This window comes from Escherichia sp. MOD1-EC5433 (assembly GCF_002966005.1).
In the GTDB taxonomy this organism is placed as follows: Bacteria; Pseudomonadota; Gammaproteobacteria; order Enterobacterales; family Enterobacteriaceae; genus Escherichia; species Escherichia ruysiae.
The window spans coordinates 774,187-789,274 of sequence record NZ_PTRL01000001.1 but is presented as its reverse complement, the minus strand read 5'-3'; the positions used below and the strand labels follow the sequence as shown (position 1 = coordinate 789,274).

Sequence of the window (15,088 nt, the reverse complement as noted above, 5' to 3'; positions counted from 1 at the left end):
CTACTGAACACTGGAAAAGATGTTCACGATACGCTGACTTGCTGCAAAATAACCAGGAAAATTCCAGGTATTCTCTCGCACTTTAAGCCAGCTCCCCCTTCACTAAAGGGACAAAGCGCACGGCCTCTACGGTATCGATAATAAATTCGCCCCCACGGCGACGCACCCGTTTCAAATACTGGTGCTCTTCCCCGACCGGCAAGACGAGAATCCCGCCTTCATCCAGTTGCGTCATTAGCGCAGTAGGAATTTCAGGCGGTGCTGCCGTTACAATGATAGCGTCAAACGGCGCACGTGCTTGCCAACCTTGCCATCCATCGCCGTGACGGGTTGAAACATTATGTAAATCAAGATTTTTCAGGCGACGACGCGCCTGCCACTGCAAGCTTTTAATCCGTTCGACCGAACATACATGCTGGACAAGATGCGCCAGGATTGCCGTTTGATATCCCGAACCGGTGCCGATTTCCAGCACCCGCGACTGCGGCGTCAGTTCAAGTAATTCGGTCATTCGCGCCACCATATACGGCTGCGAAATTGTCTGCCCCTGACCTATCGGCAACGCGATATTGTCCCAGGCCTTTTGTTCAAACGCTTCATCAATGAATTTTTCACGCGGCACGGCGGCGAGTGCATTCAGCACCTGCTCATCCTGAATACCTTGCGCACGTAACTGATCCAGAAGTGCTTGTACGCGTCTGCTTACCATTGCGTGCCAACTCCCACGCTGTTTAACCAGTCTGAAACCACATCTTGCGCGCTATGCGCCGTTAAATCCACATGCAGCGGCGTGATGGAGACATATCCCTCATCTACCGCAGCAAAATCTGTTCCCGGACCAGCATCGCACTTACCGCCCGGTGGGCCAATCCAGTACAGCGTATTGCCGCGTGGATCTTGCTGCGGGATCACCTGATCTGCCGGATGTCGCGTACCGCAGCGCGTCACGCGAATACCTTTGATTTGATCCAGTGGTAAATCTGGAACATTAATATTGAGAATGCGCCCGGTGCGCAGCGGCTCTTTACACAGTGCGCGCAAAATGGAACAAGTTACCGCCGCCGCAGTGTCATAATGTTTATGACCGTCAAGCGAAACAGCCAGCGCCGGAAAACCTAAATGACGGCCTTCCATCGCAGCGGCTACCGTACCGGAATAGATAACATCATCCCCCAGATTGGGCCCGGCGTTAATGCCCGAAACTACAATATCCGGACGTGGACGCATCAGTGCGTTCACGCCAAGATAGACGCAGTCAGTCGGGGTTCCCATTTGCACAGCGATATCACCATTTTCAAAGGTAAACGTACGCAGGGAGGATTCCAGCGTCAGGGAATTTGAAGCGCCGCTGCGGTTACGATCCGGGGCGACCACCTGAACATCAGCAAACTCACGCAAGGCTTTCGCCAGCGTTTGTATACCGGGTGCATGTACCCCGTCATCATTACTCAGCAATATGCGCATAATCACCTGTTGTGTTGATAAGTTCCCTGACAACGCTGGTCGCAAAACTTCCCGCCGGAAGCCAGAAACGGATTTCTACGGTGACGTCATCCCACCAGTTCCAGCTTAATTGTTGCGGATATAACAGCATCGCTCTGCGCGCGGCTTCAACTTTTTCGCGCAGCAGTAAAGCTTGTAATTCAGTTTCTTCGGCCACGGCTGCTTGTTCGAATGCCAGCGCCTCACGTTGGGTTCCCCACTCGCCGCTACCGGGCAACGCAGCGGTAATCATCAGCTCTTTATCGTTGACGCGACGCTGTAATTCCGCCAGTTCTTCGTTAGTTGCAACAAACCAACTGCCGCGCCCGGCTAATTGTAGCGCATCGCCGTCAACAACTTGATTAACTTCTGCTTTTTTGAGGCGCTCAGCAACAATCTGATTAAACAACGCACTACGTGCTGCCGACAACCAAAAACTGCGTTTATTGCGATCGCGTACCGGAGTATTGGTTTGCGCCCAGCGCAGCGCGCCCTGCAGGTTACTACCGCCAATACCGAAACGCTGCGCGCCAAAGTAGTTCGGTACACCTTTCACGCAAATATCGATCAGTCGCTGTTCAACGTCATCGCGATTGCTCACTTCTCGCAGCACCAGGGTAAAGGCGTTGCCTTTCAGCGCCCCTAAACGCAGTTTACGCTTGTGGCGCGCATACTCCAGCACCTGGCAACCTTCCAGTTGAAAGGCGCTCAGATCGGGCATCTCTTTGCCCGGAACGCGAGCGCATAACCACTGTTCCGTCACTGCATGTTTGTCTTTCTGCCCGGCGAAGCTGACTTCACGCGCATGGATTTTCAGGAATTTCGCCAGCGCGTCAGCCACAAAACGGGTATTGCAGCCGTTTTTAAGAATGCGCACCAGAATATGCTCACCTTCACCATCAGGCTCAAAGCCTAAATCTTCCACCACCACAAAATCTTCCGGGTTGGCTTTCAGCAGCCCGGTGCCTTGCGGTTTACCGTGGAGGTAAGTGAGATTATCAAACTCAATCATTTTGTTGCCTTAATGAGTAGCGCCACCGCTTCACAGGCAATCCCTTCCCCACGGCCGGTAAATCCGAGTTTTTCCGTAGTAGTGGCTTTCACGTTAACATCATCCATATGGCAGCCGAGATCTTCAGCAATAAACACGCGCATTTGTGGAATGTGCGGCAGCATTTTCGGTGCCTGAGCGATGATAGTGACATCGACGTTTCCGAGGGTATACCCCTTCGCCTGAATGCGTCGCCAGGCTTCACGCAGCAGCTCGCGGCTGTCTGCTCCTTTAAATGCCGGATCGGTATCCGGGAACAGCTTGCCGATATCCCCCAGCGCCGCTGCACCAAGCAATGCATCGGTAAGCGCATGGAGCGCCACGTCGCCATCAGAATGCGCCAGCAGCCCTTTTTCGTAAGGAATGCGCACGCCACCAATGATAATTGGGCCTTCGCCGCCAAAGGCATGTACGTCAAAACCGTGTCCAATTCGCATTATGTATTCTCCTGATGGATGGTTCGGGTGAGGTAAAATTCGGCAAGCGCCAAATCTTCCGGACGCGTGACTTTAATGTTATCCGCACGGCCTTCGACCAGCTGTGGATGAAAACCGCAGTATTCCAGCGCCGAGGCTTCATCGGTAATGGTAGCGCCGTCATTTAAAGCACGCGTCAGGCAGTCATGTAACAGCTCACGAGGGAAAAATTGCGGCGTCAGCGCGTGCCATAAACCGTTGCGATCAACGGTATGAGCAATCGCATTTTTGCCCGGTTCGGCGCGTTTCATGGTATCGCGTACCGGCGCAGCGAGAATGCCCCCCGTGCGGCTGGTTTCGCTCAGAGTTAACAGACGCGCAAGGTCATCCTGATGCAGACAAGGGCGTGCGGCGTCATGCACCAACACCCACTGCGCGTCGCCAGCGGCTTTCAGACCCGCCAGCACGGAATTAGCACGCTCTTCACCACCGTCCACAACGGTGATTTGCGGATGATTTGCCAGAGGAAGTTGTGCAAAACGACTATCGCCAGGGCTTATAGCAATGACGACACGCGACACCCGGGGATGCGCCAGCAGCGCATGTACCGAGTGTTCAAGAATGGTTTGATTACCGATTGAGAGATATTGCTTAGGACATTCCGTTTGCATTCGGCGGCCAAATCCGGCCGCCGGAACCACGGCGCAAACATCCAAATGAGTGGTTGCCATGTTAATTCCTGGGCTGATTTATCGATTGTTTTGCCCCGCAGACTGTGCGCGTTTCGACGCGTCAGGCACCAGACGATAAAAAGTTTCGCCCGGCCTGGTCATGCTGAGTTCATTACGCGCTCGCTCTTCGAGCGCCTCCTGACCGCCATTGAGATCGTCAATTTCGGCAAAAAGCTGATCGTTTCGCGCTTTAAGTTTTGCGTTTGTAGCTTGCTGTGCCGCCACATCATTATTGACGCGGGTATAGTCATGTATACCGTTCTTACCGAACCACAGCGAATACTGTAGCCAGACCAGAATAGCCAGCAACAGCAGCGTTAGTTTACCCATCCTGCCCCCTGAAAAACGGCATCTTCATCCCATGCATCCGAAGACGACTCTACATCCTCTGTTGGGGATACCGCGACAACGCGGGCAAATGTACCACATTTGTCCATTGTTACGTATACCCAGGGCGTGCAGAACATAATCTCATTATTGGTTACGGTTTGAATTATGAACAGAGTAGACGGGAAAGAACAAATTAGCCCAGCAACCACATAAACAGAGCACCAAACATAATGCCGACAGTCACCAGGGTGAAAACAATACTGTAGCGTAGCTTTCCGTCCATCAATGAATGCAGCGCAATACCCACCACCACCGCGACGGGCATCAGCGCCAGAAAGAAAGGCCAGGTATAGATAAAGAAGAACAGCGTGTTAGAGCCATAAATCAACATCGGTATCGCCAGCGCACACAGCCAGGAGACAAAACCGACCACAGCACCTGGCAGCGACCATGTGGTTTCTTCATCCTCAGTAAGGCTTTCACTATTTGTTAGTGTAATGTTATGGCTATTACGCATATCTGATCCTGTTACTTTGACGAACCGGGCATGGAAACCCGGTGGTGTCTCAGGATCTGATAATATCGTTCTGTCTCAGTAGATCTAATAATTGCTGAACCAAATTTGTTACTAATTGTTCACCATTGAGATGAATTTCTGCCGATTCAGGCGCTTCGTAAACGGAGTCTATTCCGGTAAAGTTACGCAGTTCACCAGTGCGCGCTTTTTTATACAAGCCTTTTGGATCGCGAGCTTCGCAAATCGCCAGCGGAGTATCGACAAACACTTCGATAAATCGACCTGCTCCTACACGTTCACGAACCATCTGGCGCTCAGTGCGATGTGGGGAAATAAACGCAGTCAGCACCACCAGTCCGGCTTCAACCATTAAATTTGCTACTTCACCGACGCGGCGGATATTTTCTTTACGATCGGCATCGCTAAAACCGAGATCGCTGCATAAACCGTGGCGAACGTTGTCGCCGTCCAGCAAATACGTACTGACACCAATTTTATGTAACGCCTCCTCCAGCGCCCCGGCAACTGTCGATTTCCCTGAACCGGAGAGGCCGGTAAACCACAGCACAACACCACGATGACCGTGGTGTTGCTCGCGTTGTTGCGGTGTAACTGGATGGCTATGCCAGACGACGTTTTCGTCATGCAGCGCCATTATTTACCTCCCAGCAAATCGCGCGCGCCCCAGTGCGGGAAGTGGCGACGTACCAACGCATTCAGTTCCAGCTCAAATGCGCTAAATTCCGACGGCGCAACGGCAGCCTCGTTTTTCGGCTCATGCACCATACCGGCGCCCACAGTCACGTTGCTCAGGCGATCGATAAAAATCAGCCCGCCGGTAACCGGGTTTTGCTGATAACGATCTAACACCAACGGCTCATCGAAGGTGAGATCCACCAGGCCGATGCCGTTCAGCGGCAGGTTTTCAACTTCGCGTTGGGTAAGGTTATTAATATCAACCTGATAGCGAATGCCATCAACACGAGCGCGCGTCTTCTTACCGGCAATTTTGATGTCGTAACTCTGGCCCGGGGAAAGCGGCTGTTCCGCCATCCATACCACATCCACCGACGCGCTCTGCACTGCCGGTAACGCTTCGTCTGCCGCCAGCAGCAGATCGCCACGGCTGATGTCGATCTCATCCGTCAGCACCAGAGTGATCGCTTCTCCGGCAAAGGCATCTTCGCGATCGCCATCAAAAGTAACGATCCGCGCAATGTTTGACTCCACGCCAGAGGGGAGCACTTTGACACGTTGCCCGACTTTCACGCTGCCAGAGGCCAGCGTTCCGGCGTAGCCACGAAAATCAAGATTCGGGCGGTTAACGTACTGCACCGGGAAGCGCATTGGCTGGGCATCCACCACTCGTTGGATCTCTACGGTTTCCAGCATTTCGAGCAGTGTCGGACCGCTGTACCACGGCATACTTTCACTTTGCGAAGCCACATTATCGCCTTCCAGCGCGGAGAGTGGCACAAAGCGGATATCCAGATTGCCCGGTAATTGTTCCGCGAAAGTCAGGTAGTCTTCACGAATGCGGGTGAACGTCTCTTCGCTGTAATCCACCAGATCCATTTTGTTGATCGCCACGACCAGATGTTTGATCCCCAACAGCGTGGAGATAAAACTGTGGCGTCGGGTTTGATCGAGCACGCCTTTACGGGCATCGATCAGCAAGATCGCCAGCTCACATGTTGACGCGCCGGTCGCCATATTGCGGGTATACTGTTCGTGCCCAGGAGTGTCGGCGATAATAAATTTACGCTTCTCGGTAGAAAAATAGCGGTATGCCACATCAATGGTGATGCCCTGCTCGCGCTCAGCTTGCAGGCCATCCACCAGCAATGCCAGATCCAGTTTTTCGCCCTGGGTGCCGTGACGCTTACTGTCGTTATGCAGTGATGAAAGCTGATCTTCATAGATTTGGCGAGTATCGTGCAGCAGGCGACCAATCAGGGTACTTTTGCCATCATCGACGCTGCCGCAGGTCAGAAAACGCAGCAGGCTTTTATGCTGTTGCGCGATCATCCAGGCTTCGACGCCACCTTCATTGGCGATTTGTTGTGCAAGTGCGGTGTTCATCTTAAAAATACCCCTGACGTTTTTTCAGCTCCATAGACCCTGCCTGGTCGCGGTCAATCACGCGGCCCTGACGTTCACTGGTGGTGGAAACCAGCATCTCTTCGATGATCTCCGGCAGTGTTTGCGCATTTGACTCCACCGCGCCGGTCAGCGGCCAGCAGCCCAGCGTGCGGAAACGCACCATCCGTTTTTTAATCACTTCGCCGGGTTGCAGGTCGATACGGTTGTCATCAATCATCATCAACATACCGTCGCGTTCCAGAACCGGACGTTCAGCGGCGAGATACAGCGGAACAATGTCGATATTTTCCAGCCAGATGTACTGCCAGATATCCTGTTCGGTCCAGTTGGAAAGCGGGAAGACGCGGATACTTTCGCCTTTGTTAATTTGCCCGTTGTAGTTGTGCCACAGCTCCGGGCGCTGATTTTTTGGATCCCAACGATGAAAGCGGTCACGGAAAGAGTAGATACGCTCTTTAGCGCGGGATTTTTCTTCGTCACGGCGTGCACCACCGAAGGCGGCATCAAAACCGTATTTGTTCAGTGCCTGCTTCAGACCTTCAGTTTTCATGATGTCGGTATGTTTGGCGCTGCCGTGCACGAATGGATTAATCCCCATTGCCACGCCTTCCGGATTTTTATGCACCAGCAACTCGCAGCCGTAGGCTTTAGCCGTGCGATCGCGGAACTCATACATCTCGCGGAATTTCCAGCCAGTATCAACATGCAGCAATGGGAAAGGCAACGTACCTGGATAAAACGCCTTGCGCGCCAGATGCAGCATGACGCTGGAATCTTTACCGATAGAGTAGAGCATCACCGGATTTGAGAATTCTGCAGCCACCTCGCGAATAATGTGGATGCTTTCCGCCTCCAGTTGCCGCAGGTGAGTAAGTCGTTTTTGATCCATAACCGTTCCTTTGCAATACCGCTATTTTCTTGCCATCAGATGTTTCGACTATAGGGAGCGAAAGAGAACGAATGAAATTACCAATTAGAATGAGTAGTTCCTTAACGGAATAACGATTTGGCAAAGCTAATATCAAAAAGTGCTTAAGGCTCCGGATTTCGGGCATTTAGGAAGATTTGAAATTGTTTTAGCGCAGCGGCAGTTTCATACTATGGCGGTAAAAAAATTTGCATGGTATTTAAGGACTCACTATGTTTTCCGCATTGCGCCACCGTACCGCTGCCCTGGCGCTCGGCGTATGCTTTATTCTCCCCGTACACGCCTCGTCACCTAAACCTGGTGATTTTGCCAATACACAGGCGCGACATATTGCCACTTTCTTTCCGGGACGCATGACCGGAACACCCGCAGAAATGTTATCTGCCGATTATATTCGCCAACAGTTTCAGCAAATGGGTTATCGCAGTGATATTCGGACATTTAATAGCCGATATATTTATACCGCCCGCGATAATCGCAAGAACTGGCATAACGTGACGGGAAGTACGGTGATTGCCGCCCATGAAGGCAAAGCGCCGCAGCAGATCATTATTATGGCGCATCTGGATACCTACGCCCCGCAGAGCGATGCTGACGCCGATGCCAATCTCGGCGGGCTGACATTACAAGGAATGGATGATAACGCCGCAGGTTTAGGCGTCATGCTGGAGCTGGCAGAACGCCTGAAAAATACGCCAACCGAATATGGTATTCGTTTTGTGGCGACCAGTGGCGAAGAGGAAGGGAAATTAGGCGCTGAGAATTTACTCAAGCGGATGAGTGATACCGAAAGGAAAAATACGCTGCTGGTGATTAATCTCGATAACTTAATTGTCGGCGATAAATTGTATTTCAACAGTGGCGTAAAAACCCCTGAAGCAGTAAGGACATTAACGCGCGACAGGGCGCTGGCAATTGCCCGCAGTCATGGAATTGCCGCTACGACCAATCCGGGTTTGAATAAAAATTATCCGAAAGGCACCGGATGTTGTAATGACGCCGAAGTTTTCGACAAAGCCGGTATTGCCGTACTTTCGGTGGAAGCGACAAACTGGAATCTGGGAAATAAAGACGGTTATCAGCAACGCGCAAAAACAGCCGCATTCCCTGAGGGAACCAGCTGGCATGATGTAAGACTGGATAATCAACAGCATATTGATAAGGCACTTCCTGGAAGAATAGAACGCCGCTGCCGTGATGTAATGCGGATAATGCTACCGCTGGTGAAGGAGCTGGCGAAGGCGTCCTGAGGAGTTTGAAAATAGAAGCTGGGTGTTCCCCGCTGACGCAGGGTACACTGAACCAACAAGAAAACGTTAGTTTAATATTACGGTTTATCCCCGCTGGCGCGGGGAACACGATAATTCGGCCTTTATCATCTACCGGCGCGTCGGTTTATCCCCGCTGGCGCGGGGAACACGTTATCAAACGGGCTATCTGGCACGCATGGGACGGTTTATCCCCGCTGACGCGGGGAACACTCCGGGAACGGACTATAGGAACAGAGATATTACGGTTTATCCCCGCTGACGCGGGGAACACATTATTGGCTTCTAGTGACTTATTCATAACATCGGTTTATCCCCGCTGACGCGGGGAACACACTAAGCATATATATCTGTTTTTAAACCGATTTATTCCACATCAACAATCTACCAACCAAATTCAAACATTTCCTCATTTTTAAAGAACAGACAACCTATTGATTTTCAACAGGAAGAAAAGAAACCAACCGTAACCCATCCAAATCCACCGGAATACGTCTGTTTTCGCCCCAGGTCTGAAACTCAAAACCAGACTCAGTATTTGTCGCCCAGGCCATTACCACATTTCCGCAACCTGCCAGTTGGCTAATTTGCTGCCAGATCATCTCCCGAATACGTTTGGATGTATCACCGACATAAACGCCAGCACGGACTTCCAGTAGCCAGATAGCGAGCCGTCCGCGTAAACGTGGGGGAACATTCTCCGTTACAACTACGATCATACTCATCCGCCGCGCCCCCGGTGACCGCTATCGCCCAACGTTTCAGGTTCGGGGATGGCTGGCGGTAACATATCCGGCGCAGGTTGTGGCGGTTCAATTTCACCGGCAGCAAGTACTTCCTCTATTAACGGAATTAATTTGCCCGTTAATTTACTGCTACGGAAAATATCACGGCAGGCCAGTCTCACTTCTTTATCAGGTTCTGCCGGGTGTCTTGCCGCTATTTCAAATGCCTTTGGCACAACCAAATCAAATTTAATGATATCGGCTATGTCATAAACAAATGAAAGCGGTTTTCCACTATGGATAAAACCAATAGCGGGCGCATATCCCGCAGCTAATACTGCCGCTTCAGAAATACCGTACAGACATGATGTGGCAGCACTGATGCAGCGATTCACTACATCGCCTTTTTCCCAGTCTTTAGGATCGTATTTGCGACCATTCCATTTCACACCATATTGTTTCGCCAGTAATGCATAGGTCTGGCGAACACGGGATCCCTCAATTCCCCGTAGCTGTTCCACTGAACGGCGAGCTGGCGGTGGCTCACGAAAACGTAATTCATACATTTTGCGCACCACCTTCAACCGTAAATCTTCCGTTAAAGCCAGCTTTGCCTGGTAGAGTAATTTATCTGCCCGCGCCCCACCGGGTTGTCCGGAGGAGTAAACGCGGACACCCGCTTCACCTACCCAGACCAGTAGTGTTCCCACCGTGGCGGCCAGATGTACTGCCGCGTGGGAAACTCTTGTTCCCGGTTCGAGCATAATGCAGGCGACCGATCCCACCGGAATATGCGTGCGGATCCCTGTTTTATCAATCAGCACGAAAGCTCCGTCCAGTACGTCGATCTGACCGTACTGGAGGAAGATCATGGAGGTGCGATCTTTTAACGGGATCGGACTCAGCGGTACAAACGTCACACCTCTGCTCCGGGTTTGATCAGCATCAGTCCACAGCCGAACGCCCGGCTTTTGCCATACCCCAGACTGAGACGTTGCAGAAACAACTCAGGGTCAGTGACTTTAAGCATCCCCGCATAATCCACACTACTGAACTGGATCAGTTGCCGGGAGTTTTCCCGCCGGAGTTGTTGTTGTCGGTAGGCATCGACCGAGGTATCCAGCAGTGTAAAACCACTTCTCTCCCCCTGCGCTGCCAGCCAGTCCAGCGCCGCCTGTTGTTGATGCAACCAGACATCCCGCCCTTCCGCCTGCCCCCTCACCTGCCGTTTCGCCTCCATAAGCAGATCGTGGCGCTTGCCTGCTTTACAGATTGTTGGATTCGCCCGCAGGTTGAAACAAAGTTGTTGTCCGGTATGCAGCTCCGGCGCAAATGAACGGCATTCGATGGTGAACGTTTCACTTTCCGCCGGACGTTCCAGCGAGAGGACAAAAAAGCGAAACGCTCCCTGGAGTTCTTCCCGACGATAAAGAAATTGCCTTTCTTTGCCGCCAGGGAAAAGATCCCACAGCCACTGATGCATCACATATTCACCGCGATCAACCAGATGCAGCAACTGAGCTGGCGAAAGCTGGCCGGTATGTAAGGTTATTCTTGAGAGGTACATGGTTCCTCCTTGCTGAGCCACGGCCCCTGATTGATGGTGCGTTCCCCAAACAGCCACTGCTGACGATTTAAAGGAACATCCCGACGGCGTAATATTTTGCTTGCGACCAAACCATCGTGCTCCCCTTCCCACCAGCATTCATCCTGAAGTTTCGGGAGTGAGATTTTCAGTTCGTGGAAATGCTCCTGATACTGGTGATATGCATTACGTAAGACATCAGACGCGTTGCCATCGAGCAGTAATGGCGCAAGTGGTAATGCCAGCGGATGACTTTTTCGCCCCAGATAAAGCGGAAAAACCGGATGACGTAGACCGTCCTGCAACTGTTCGAGGCTGTATGGCGCATCGGGGGTTCTTGCCACAGCCACCATCCACCATCCACCAGGTATCAGTGTAGTAGTCGCGCCGGGAGATAATCGCGCTTAGCAGTTCAGGATTGCTCAGCTCTTCGCGACGGCTGAAATAACGCGTTTTACGCACCTCTTTTGGCATCTGGACCGTGTGATAATCCCGTGCCCAACGCGGGTTACAGCTGGCGCAAACTACCAGTGAATAGTGGCGATTAAATGCATTTAACCGTTCGGTATCATCACGCCGGATCCCTACTCCGGCAGCCAGTAGCCCCAGCAGCGCAGATCGCGAAGGTAGCTCATGGGTATGACGCACTTCTCCAGGAGCATCAACGCCCCAGGACGCCATAGGCCCATGAAGCTGAAAAATCAGATATTGGCTCATAAGCCGCCCCTTACGCGCAGATAAAGTCCAGCACGTCCTTCATGCTTCCCTGTTTGTTCATCACGTCAAAACTTACGAAATCAGTCTTCTGTTCGTAAACCTTATTCATGTTTTCCCGAAGCGTTGTAATGCGCTGTACCGCCACGTCTAACTGACGGGTGCCATTAATGGGTTCATAGAAGGCCGCAGCCAGAGAACGCGGTTGATCGGTGCCTTTTTCCGCCAGCGCCCAAGAAGCATAGGCACGGCTGGCAAAGCTGTTTTGTTTACCGGTTGGGGAGACTTTAAGCGCGGCTTCCGTAAAAGCACGTATGGTCTGATTAGCTAACGCTTCGTCTCCGCCAAGGTTCTCTACCAGCAGATCTTTATCGATGCAGATATAGGTGTAGAACAGCGCAGAACCGAATCCGGTTTCTCCCAGATGCCCGGCACCGGCATCTTCAGAAGCCTGGCGTAAATCATCAACGGCGGTGAAAAAATCATCTTCGACAATCGTTTCACTGACACCAAATGCATGTGCTACCTGGCAGGCTGCTTCAACATTAAACTCGGGTTTATTCGCCAGCATACGACCAAACATGGCGATATCCACTGCCATACGGTCTTTTCGTAGCAATAAGAGTTCTTCATCTTTTGGCGCGCGCTTTTCTTCTGCCAGTTGATGAGCCAGCGTTTTTACGGCTTCAAATTCTGCCGGGCTGATATGGACTAATTGTTCGGTTTCGGCGTTAGTGAGCGGATCTTTTGGTTTTTTATCGTTTTTAGCTTTACCAAGATAATCGGCAATTTTTGCTGCCCATTCGATGGCTTTTTTCTCTTCGATTCCTTTCTCAATCAGGATAGTTACCGCCTCACGCGCAATACGCCCACTGCGAATACCAATATGGCCCGCCAGTGCCTGTTCAAAAAGTGCAGAAGTGCGCCACGCGCGCTTCAGACTTTGCGAGGAAACGCGCAGACGCGTTGCGCCACCCAATACCACGGTTTTCGGCGCGCCGGTGTCATCACGGTTAAGGTTGGCAGCAGGGTAAGCGGTTAACAAATGAAGCTGAATAAATGTCGTCATGGAATAGTCCTTTATTGATTTTGTTCGTTATCGGCGTCGCCGGCCTGGTAATATTCCAGCGCCCAGCGGATACGGATAAATTCGGTTGGCCGCTGCTGGCGGCGGTGATGATTGAGCAGGTCATCGCTCTCCTGGCACCAGCGGAAAATATCGTCTGCCAAAGAGCTAAGATTGACGGAACCGTTTAATAATTTGACTGCGCGGCGTAACTGACGCAGTAAATCATCCGGCGTTTTGACTGCCGAAAGGCGAGTAAAACGCCCCTCTGACATGACCGCCGCCAGCTGCGCGGCAAAATGTTGCCGTTCATCAATGGCTTTTACATTAGCGGCAACGGCGGCGACCAGCGCCAGTGCGGTAAAACGCCACTCTTGTGCTTCAATTTTCCACAAAGTGTGGGTCTGCATCAGCAGAGAACGAAACCCTTCTGACAGACAAACATCATTAACCGTTGTGCTACGCCGCAGACTGGCACGATTGCCGCGTTTGGCCTGCAACTCTTCATGCCATTTACGCAGCGTGGCTTTGTGCTCCTCTTTTACAATATTCATTCAGCAGCCTCCTGCTTTTTCTCCCTGGCGGCCTTAGCATTTTGCTTCTCCGCCGATGTTGTAAAATATTTCTTGCGTGCGGTCATAACGCGTTTCAAATCGACGGCTTCATAAGGATTGGTAAAAACGCGATCGTCAAAATCCTGACGCGCGAATAACCAAATCTCCTTTTGCCATTTGCTGAGTAATTCATCCGGATCCTGACCTTCTTCAATTTTGCGCACTAATCGAAGGAAGCGATGCTGAGTTTTGTTCCAGAAGTCGATATCCACAAAACTGAAATCACCCCGAGCACCTTTCGGATCGGAGAACCATGCTTCTTTCAGTGCACTGCGTAACAGACTTAGAATCCGTGAAGCCGTTTGCGCAGCTAGCCGCAGCTTCGGTATCTGGCCTTCTTTTTTATTGAGCAATAGCGGGAAATGGTGTTCGTACCAACAGCGGGCTTTCATGTTGTCGAAATCATAACCAAATCCCCATAAGCCCACTTTTGCCTGCTTCAGATTGCTTGCATTAAAGAGTTTCACCACCAGCGCCGGAAATTCTTTATTATTTTCTGACTTACCCGTTTCGATAAGGCCTAACCAGTCGCGCCAGATTAAACCGCCAGGTTGTGGTTTGACCGAGTAAAACTCGCCCCCCTCTTTAAGCGGTACACGATAGGGCGTTAAGGGGTGCTGCCACATGGCATAATTCGCACCGTAATTTTTGGTCGTCATCAAGCTCAGAAGCGCGTCGTTCTGCTCACCGCAAATATCGCAGTTGCCGACTGTCGTGGTATTAAAATCAATACGAATACGCCGCGGCATTCCCCAGTACGCCTGGAGTTTATTGACCTGATCATGGGTTACCACCGCTCCTGCCAGTTCGCTGGTACGCGTCGGGCCAAGCCAGGGGAAAATCAGATCGTCAAATTTTTTGGGTAGCGGTAAGTCGGCTTCATCCTGCGGCATCACATTGAGCCACAGTTTGCGCCACAAGGGAGTTTGCTGATTGCCCTGATATTCCTGTAACTCAATCAGAGTGGTCATCGGCCCACCGCCGCGCAAACCGGTGCGATAGCCTTTGCCGCCAGACGGTGCATTTAACTGTAGGGAGAACAGAGCTAACGCGGAACAATGTGGGCATACATGTTCAGTCACGCCACGCTTGATAAAGTGATCTTTGTTAAACTTCGTTGTTTGAGCACCGGGAATCTCAGGCAGTAGCGAAGCGACCGGAACTTTATCACCCGTGAGCGCCTCAAAATCCTGCATAAATGAAGGGGATTCAGGGCCAAACTGGAAAGCGTGCTCTAATGACAGCAATGCTTCCCGTAGCTTTTCGACTTCCAGCCCGTCTTCCCAGATATCATCCCAACGACGATGATCTTTTGGCGCGAAACTGCTTTGTAGTAGCCCCAGTAAAAACTGCCACGCCGCACCTTGTAAATCTGCTCGCGGCGCGGCGATATCGACAACATTTTCATCAGCCAGATCGACTGGTGCCAGCTTGCCTGTCGTTCCGTCTTTATAACGAACGGGCAACCACGGGGTTGTCAGAAGTGAAAACGAGTTCATACGCATCCTCTCGTAAAAAAGACCATCCCAGGTCGGTTGTCCATCATTCCATCCTTTTC

At 51.6% G+C, this 15,088-nt stretch carries 17 protein-coding genes, 1 pseudogene and 1 CRISPR repeat array; of the genes and pseudogenes, 1 reads left to right on the top strand and 17 read right to left on the bottom strand.

The window, feature by feature from the left end:
* Nucleotides 1-82: 82 nt before the first annotated feature.
* The 10 genes from pcm to cysD form a co-directional block, all read right to left on the bottom strand.
* Nucleotides 83-709: a protein-L-isoaspartate O-methyltransferase gene (gene pcm / locus C3D30_RS03925; RefSeq protein WP_000254704.1), complete on the bottom strand. Its 627-nt coding sequence runs from the start codon at nt 707-709 to the stop codon at nt 83-85.
* Nucleotides 703-1,464 carry a 5'/3'-nucleotidase SurE gene (gene surE / locus C3D30_RS03920; protein WP_001295182.1) on the bottom strand — a complete coding sequence of 254 codons (762 nt, stop codon included), beginning with the start codon at nt 1,462-1,464 and terminating at the stop codon, nt 703-705. Before surE ends, pcm begins: the two co-directional genes overlap by 7 nt.
* Nucleotides 1,445-2,494: a tRNA pseudouridine(13) synthase TruD gene (truD, locus tag C3D30_RS03915; RefSeq protein WP_000568938.1), complete on the bottom strand. Its 1,050-nt coding sequence runs from the start codon at nt 2,492-2,494 to the stop codon at nt 1,445-1,447. The genes surE and truD overlap by 20 nt, the downstream gene beginning before the upstream one ends.
* Entirely contained in the window at nt 2,491-2,970 is a 480-nt protein-coding gene (ispF, locus tag C3D30_RS03910; RefSeq protein ID WP_001219242.1) for a 2-C-methyl-D-erythritol 2,4-cyclodiphosphate synthase, read from the bottom strand. Before ispF ends, truD begins: the two co-directional genes overlap by 4 nt.
* On the bottom strand, nt 2,970-3,680 hold the full coding sequence (gene ispD, locus C3D30_RS03905) for a 2-C-methyl-D-erythritol 4-phosphate cytidylyltransferase (protein WP_021551285.1): 711 nt from the start codon (nt 3,678-3,680) through the stop codon (nt 2,970-2,972). Before ispD ends, ispF begins: the two co-directional genes overlap by 1 nt.
* Nucleotides 3,681-3,698: 18 nt before the next feature.
* The gene (gene ftsB / locus C3D30_RS03900; protein ID WP_000517479.1) at nt 3,699-4,010 is read right to left on the bottom strand and encodes a cell division protein FtsB; all 312 of its coding nucleotides are present in this window, start codon (nt 4,008-4,010) and stop codon (nt 3,699-3,701) included.
* Nucleotides 4,011-4,203: 193 nt separating this feature from the next.
* The gene (locus C3D30_RS03895; RefSeq protein WP_001246115.1) at nt 4,204-4,527 is read right to left on the bottom strand and encodes a DUF3561 family protein; all 324 of its coding nucleotides are present in this window, start codon (nt 4,525-4,527) and stop codon (nt 4,204-4,206) included.
* Nucleotides 4,528-4,576: 49 nt separating this feature from the next.
* Nucleotides 4,577-5,182, bottom strand: coding sequence for an adenylyl-sulfate kinase (cysC, locus tag C3D30_RS03890; protein ID WP_105286495.1), 606 nt, complete (start codon nt 5,180-5,182; stop codon nt 4,577-4,579).
* Nucleotides 5,182-6,609, bottom strand: a complete 1,428-nt coding sequence (cysN, locus tag C3D30_RS03885; protein WP_105286494.1) for a sulfate adenylyltransferase subunit CysN — start codon at nt 6,607-6,609, stop codon at nt 5,182-5,184. Before cysN ends, cysC begins: the two co-directional genes overlap by 1 nt.
* A 1-nt stretch (nt 6,610) precedes the next feature.
* Nucleotides 6,611-7,519 (bottom strand): sulfate adenylyltransferase subunit CysD, encoded by a 909-nt coding sequence (gene cysD / locus C3D30_RS03880; RefSeq protein WP_000372392.1) that lies wholly within the window; start codon nt 7,517-7,519, stop codon nt 6,611-6,613.
* A 251-nt stretch (nt 7,520-7,770) separates the two neighbouring features.
* Here cysD and iap point away from each other — a divergent pair, with 251 nt between their 5' ends.
* Nucleotides 7,771-8,808, top strand: coding sequence for an alkaline phosphatase isozyme conversion aminopeptidase (gene iap / locus C3D30_RS03875; protein WP_105286493.1), 1,038 nt, complete (start codon nt 7,771-7,773; stop codon nt 8,806-8,808).
* 79 nt (nt 8,809-8,887) lie between these two features.
* Nucleotides 8,888-9,161: a CRISPR direct-repeat array (repeat unit 30 nt; unit sequence ACGGTTTATCCCCGCTGACGCGGGGAACAC).
* A gap of 96 nt (nt 9,162-9,257) precedes the next feature.
* Here the strand turns inward: iap and cas2e are convergent.
* From cas2e to casA, 7 genes and pseudogenes are all read right to left on the bottom strand, one after another.
* Nucleotides 9,258-9,551 carry a type I-E CRISPR-associated endoribonuclease Cas2e gene (gene cas2e / locus C3D30_RS03870; protein WP_105286492.1) on the bottom strand — a complete coding sequence of 98 codons (294 nt, stop codon included), beginning with the start codon at nt 9,549-9,551 and terminating at the stop codon, nt 9,258-9,260.
* Nucleotides 9,548-10,471 carry a type I-E CRISPR-associated endonuclease Cas1e gene (gene cas1e, locus C3D30_RS03865; RefSeq protein ID WP_089574349.1) on the bottom strand — a complete coding sequence of 308 codons (924 nt, stop codon included), beginning with the start codon at nt 10,469-10,471 and terminating at the stop codon, nt 9,548-9,550. The genes cas2e and cas1e overlap by 4 nt, the downstream gene beginning before the upstream one ends.
* Nucleotides 10,468-11,118, bottom strand: coding sequence for a type I-E CRISPR-associated protein Cas6/Cse3/CasE (cas6e, locus tag C3D30_RS03860; protein ID WP_105286491.1), 651 nt, complete (start codon nt 11,116-11,118; stop codon nt 10,468-10,470). The genes cas1e and cas6e overlap by 4 nt, the downstream gene beginning before the upstream one ends.
* Nucleotides 11,100-11,853: pseudogene (cas5e, locus tag C3D30_RS03855) on the bottom strand (type I-E CRISPR-associated protein Cas5/CasD). The gene cas6e and the pseudogene cas5e overlap by 19 nt, the downstream one beginning before the upstream one ends.
* 10 nt (nt 11,854-11,863) lie before the next feature.
* Nucleotides 11,864-12,919 carry a type I-E CRISPR-associated protein Cas7/Cse4/CasC gene (gene cas7e, locus C3D30_RS03850; RefSeq protein WP_105286490.1) on the bottom strand — a complete coding sequence of 352 codons (1,056 nt, stop codon included), beginning with the start codon at nt 12,917-12,919 and terminating at the stop codon, nt 11,864-11,866.
* A gap of 11 nt (nt 12,920-12,930) precedes the next feature.
* A complete protein-coding gene (gene casB / locus C3D30_RS03845; protein WP_105286489.1) occupies nt 12,931-13,470 on the bottom strand; it encodes a type I-E CRISPR-associated protein Cse2/CasB in 540 nt (179 codons plus the stop codon).
* Nucleotides 13,467-15,029 (bottom strand): type I-E CRISPR-associated protein Cse1/CasA, encoded by a 1,563-nt coding sequence (casA, locus tag C3D30_RS03840; protein WP_105286488.1) that lies wholly within the window; start codon nt 15,027-15,029, stop codon nt 13,467-13,469. Before casA ends, casB begins: the two co-directional genes overlap by 4 nt.
* Between the last annotated feature and the right edge of the window lie 59 nt (nt 15,030-15,088).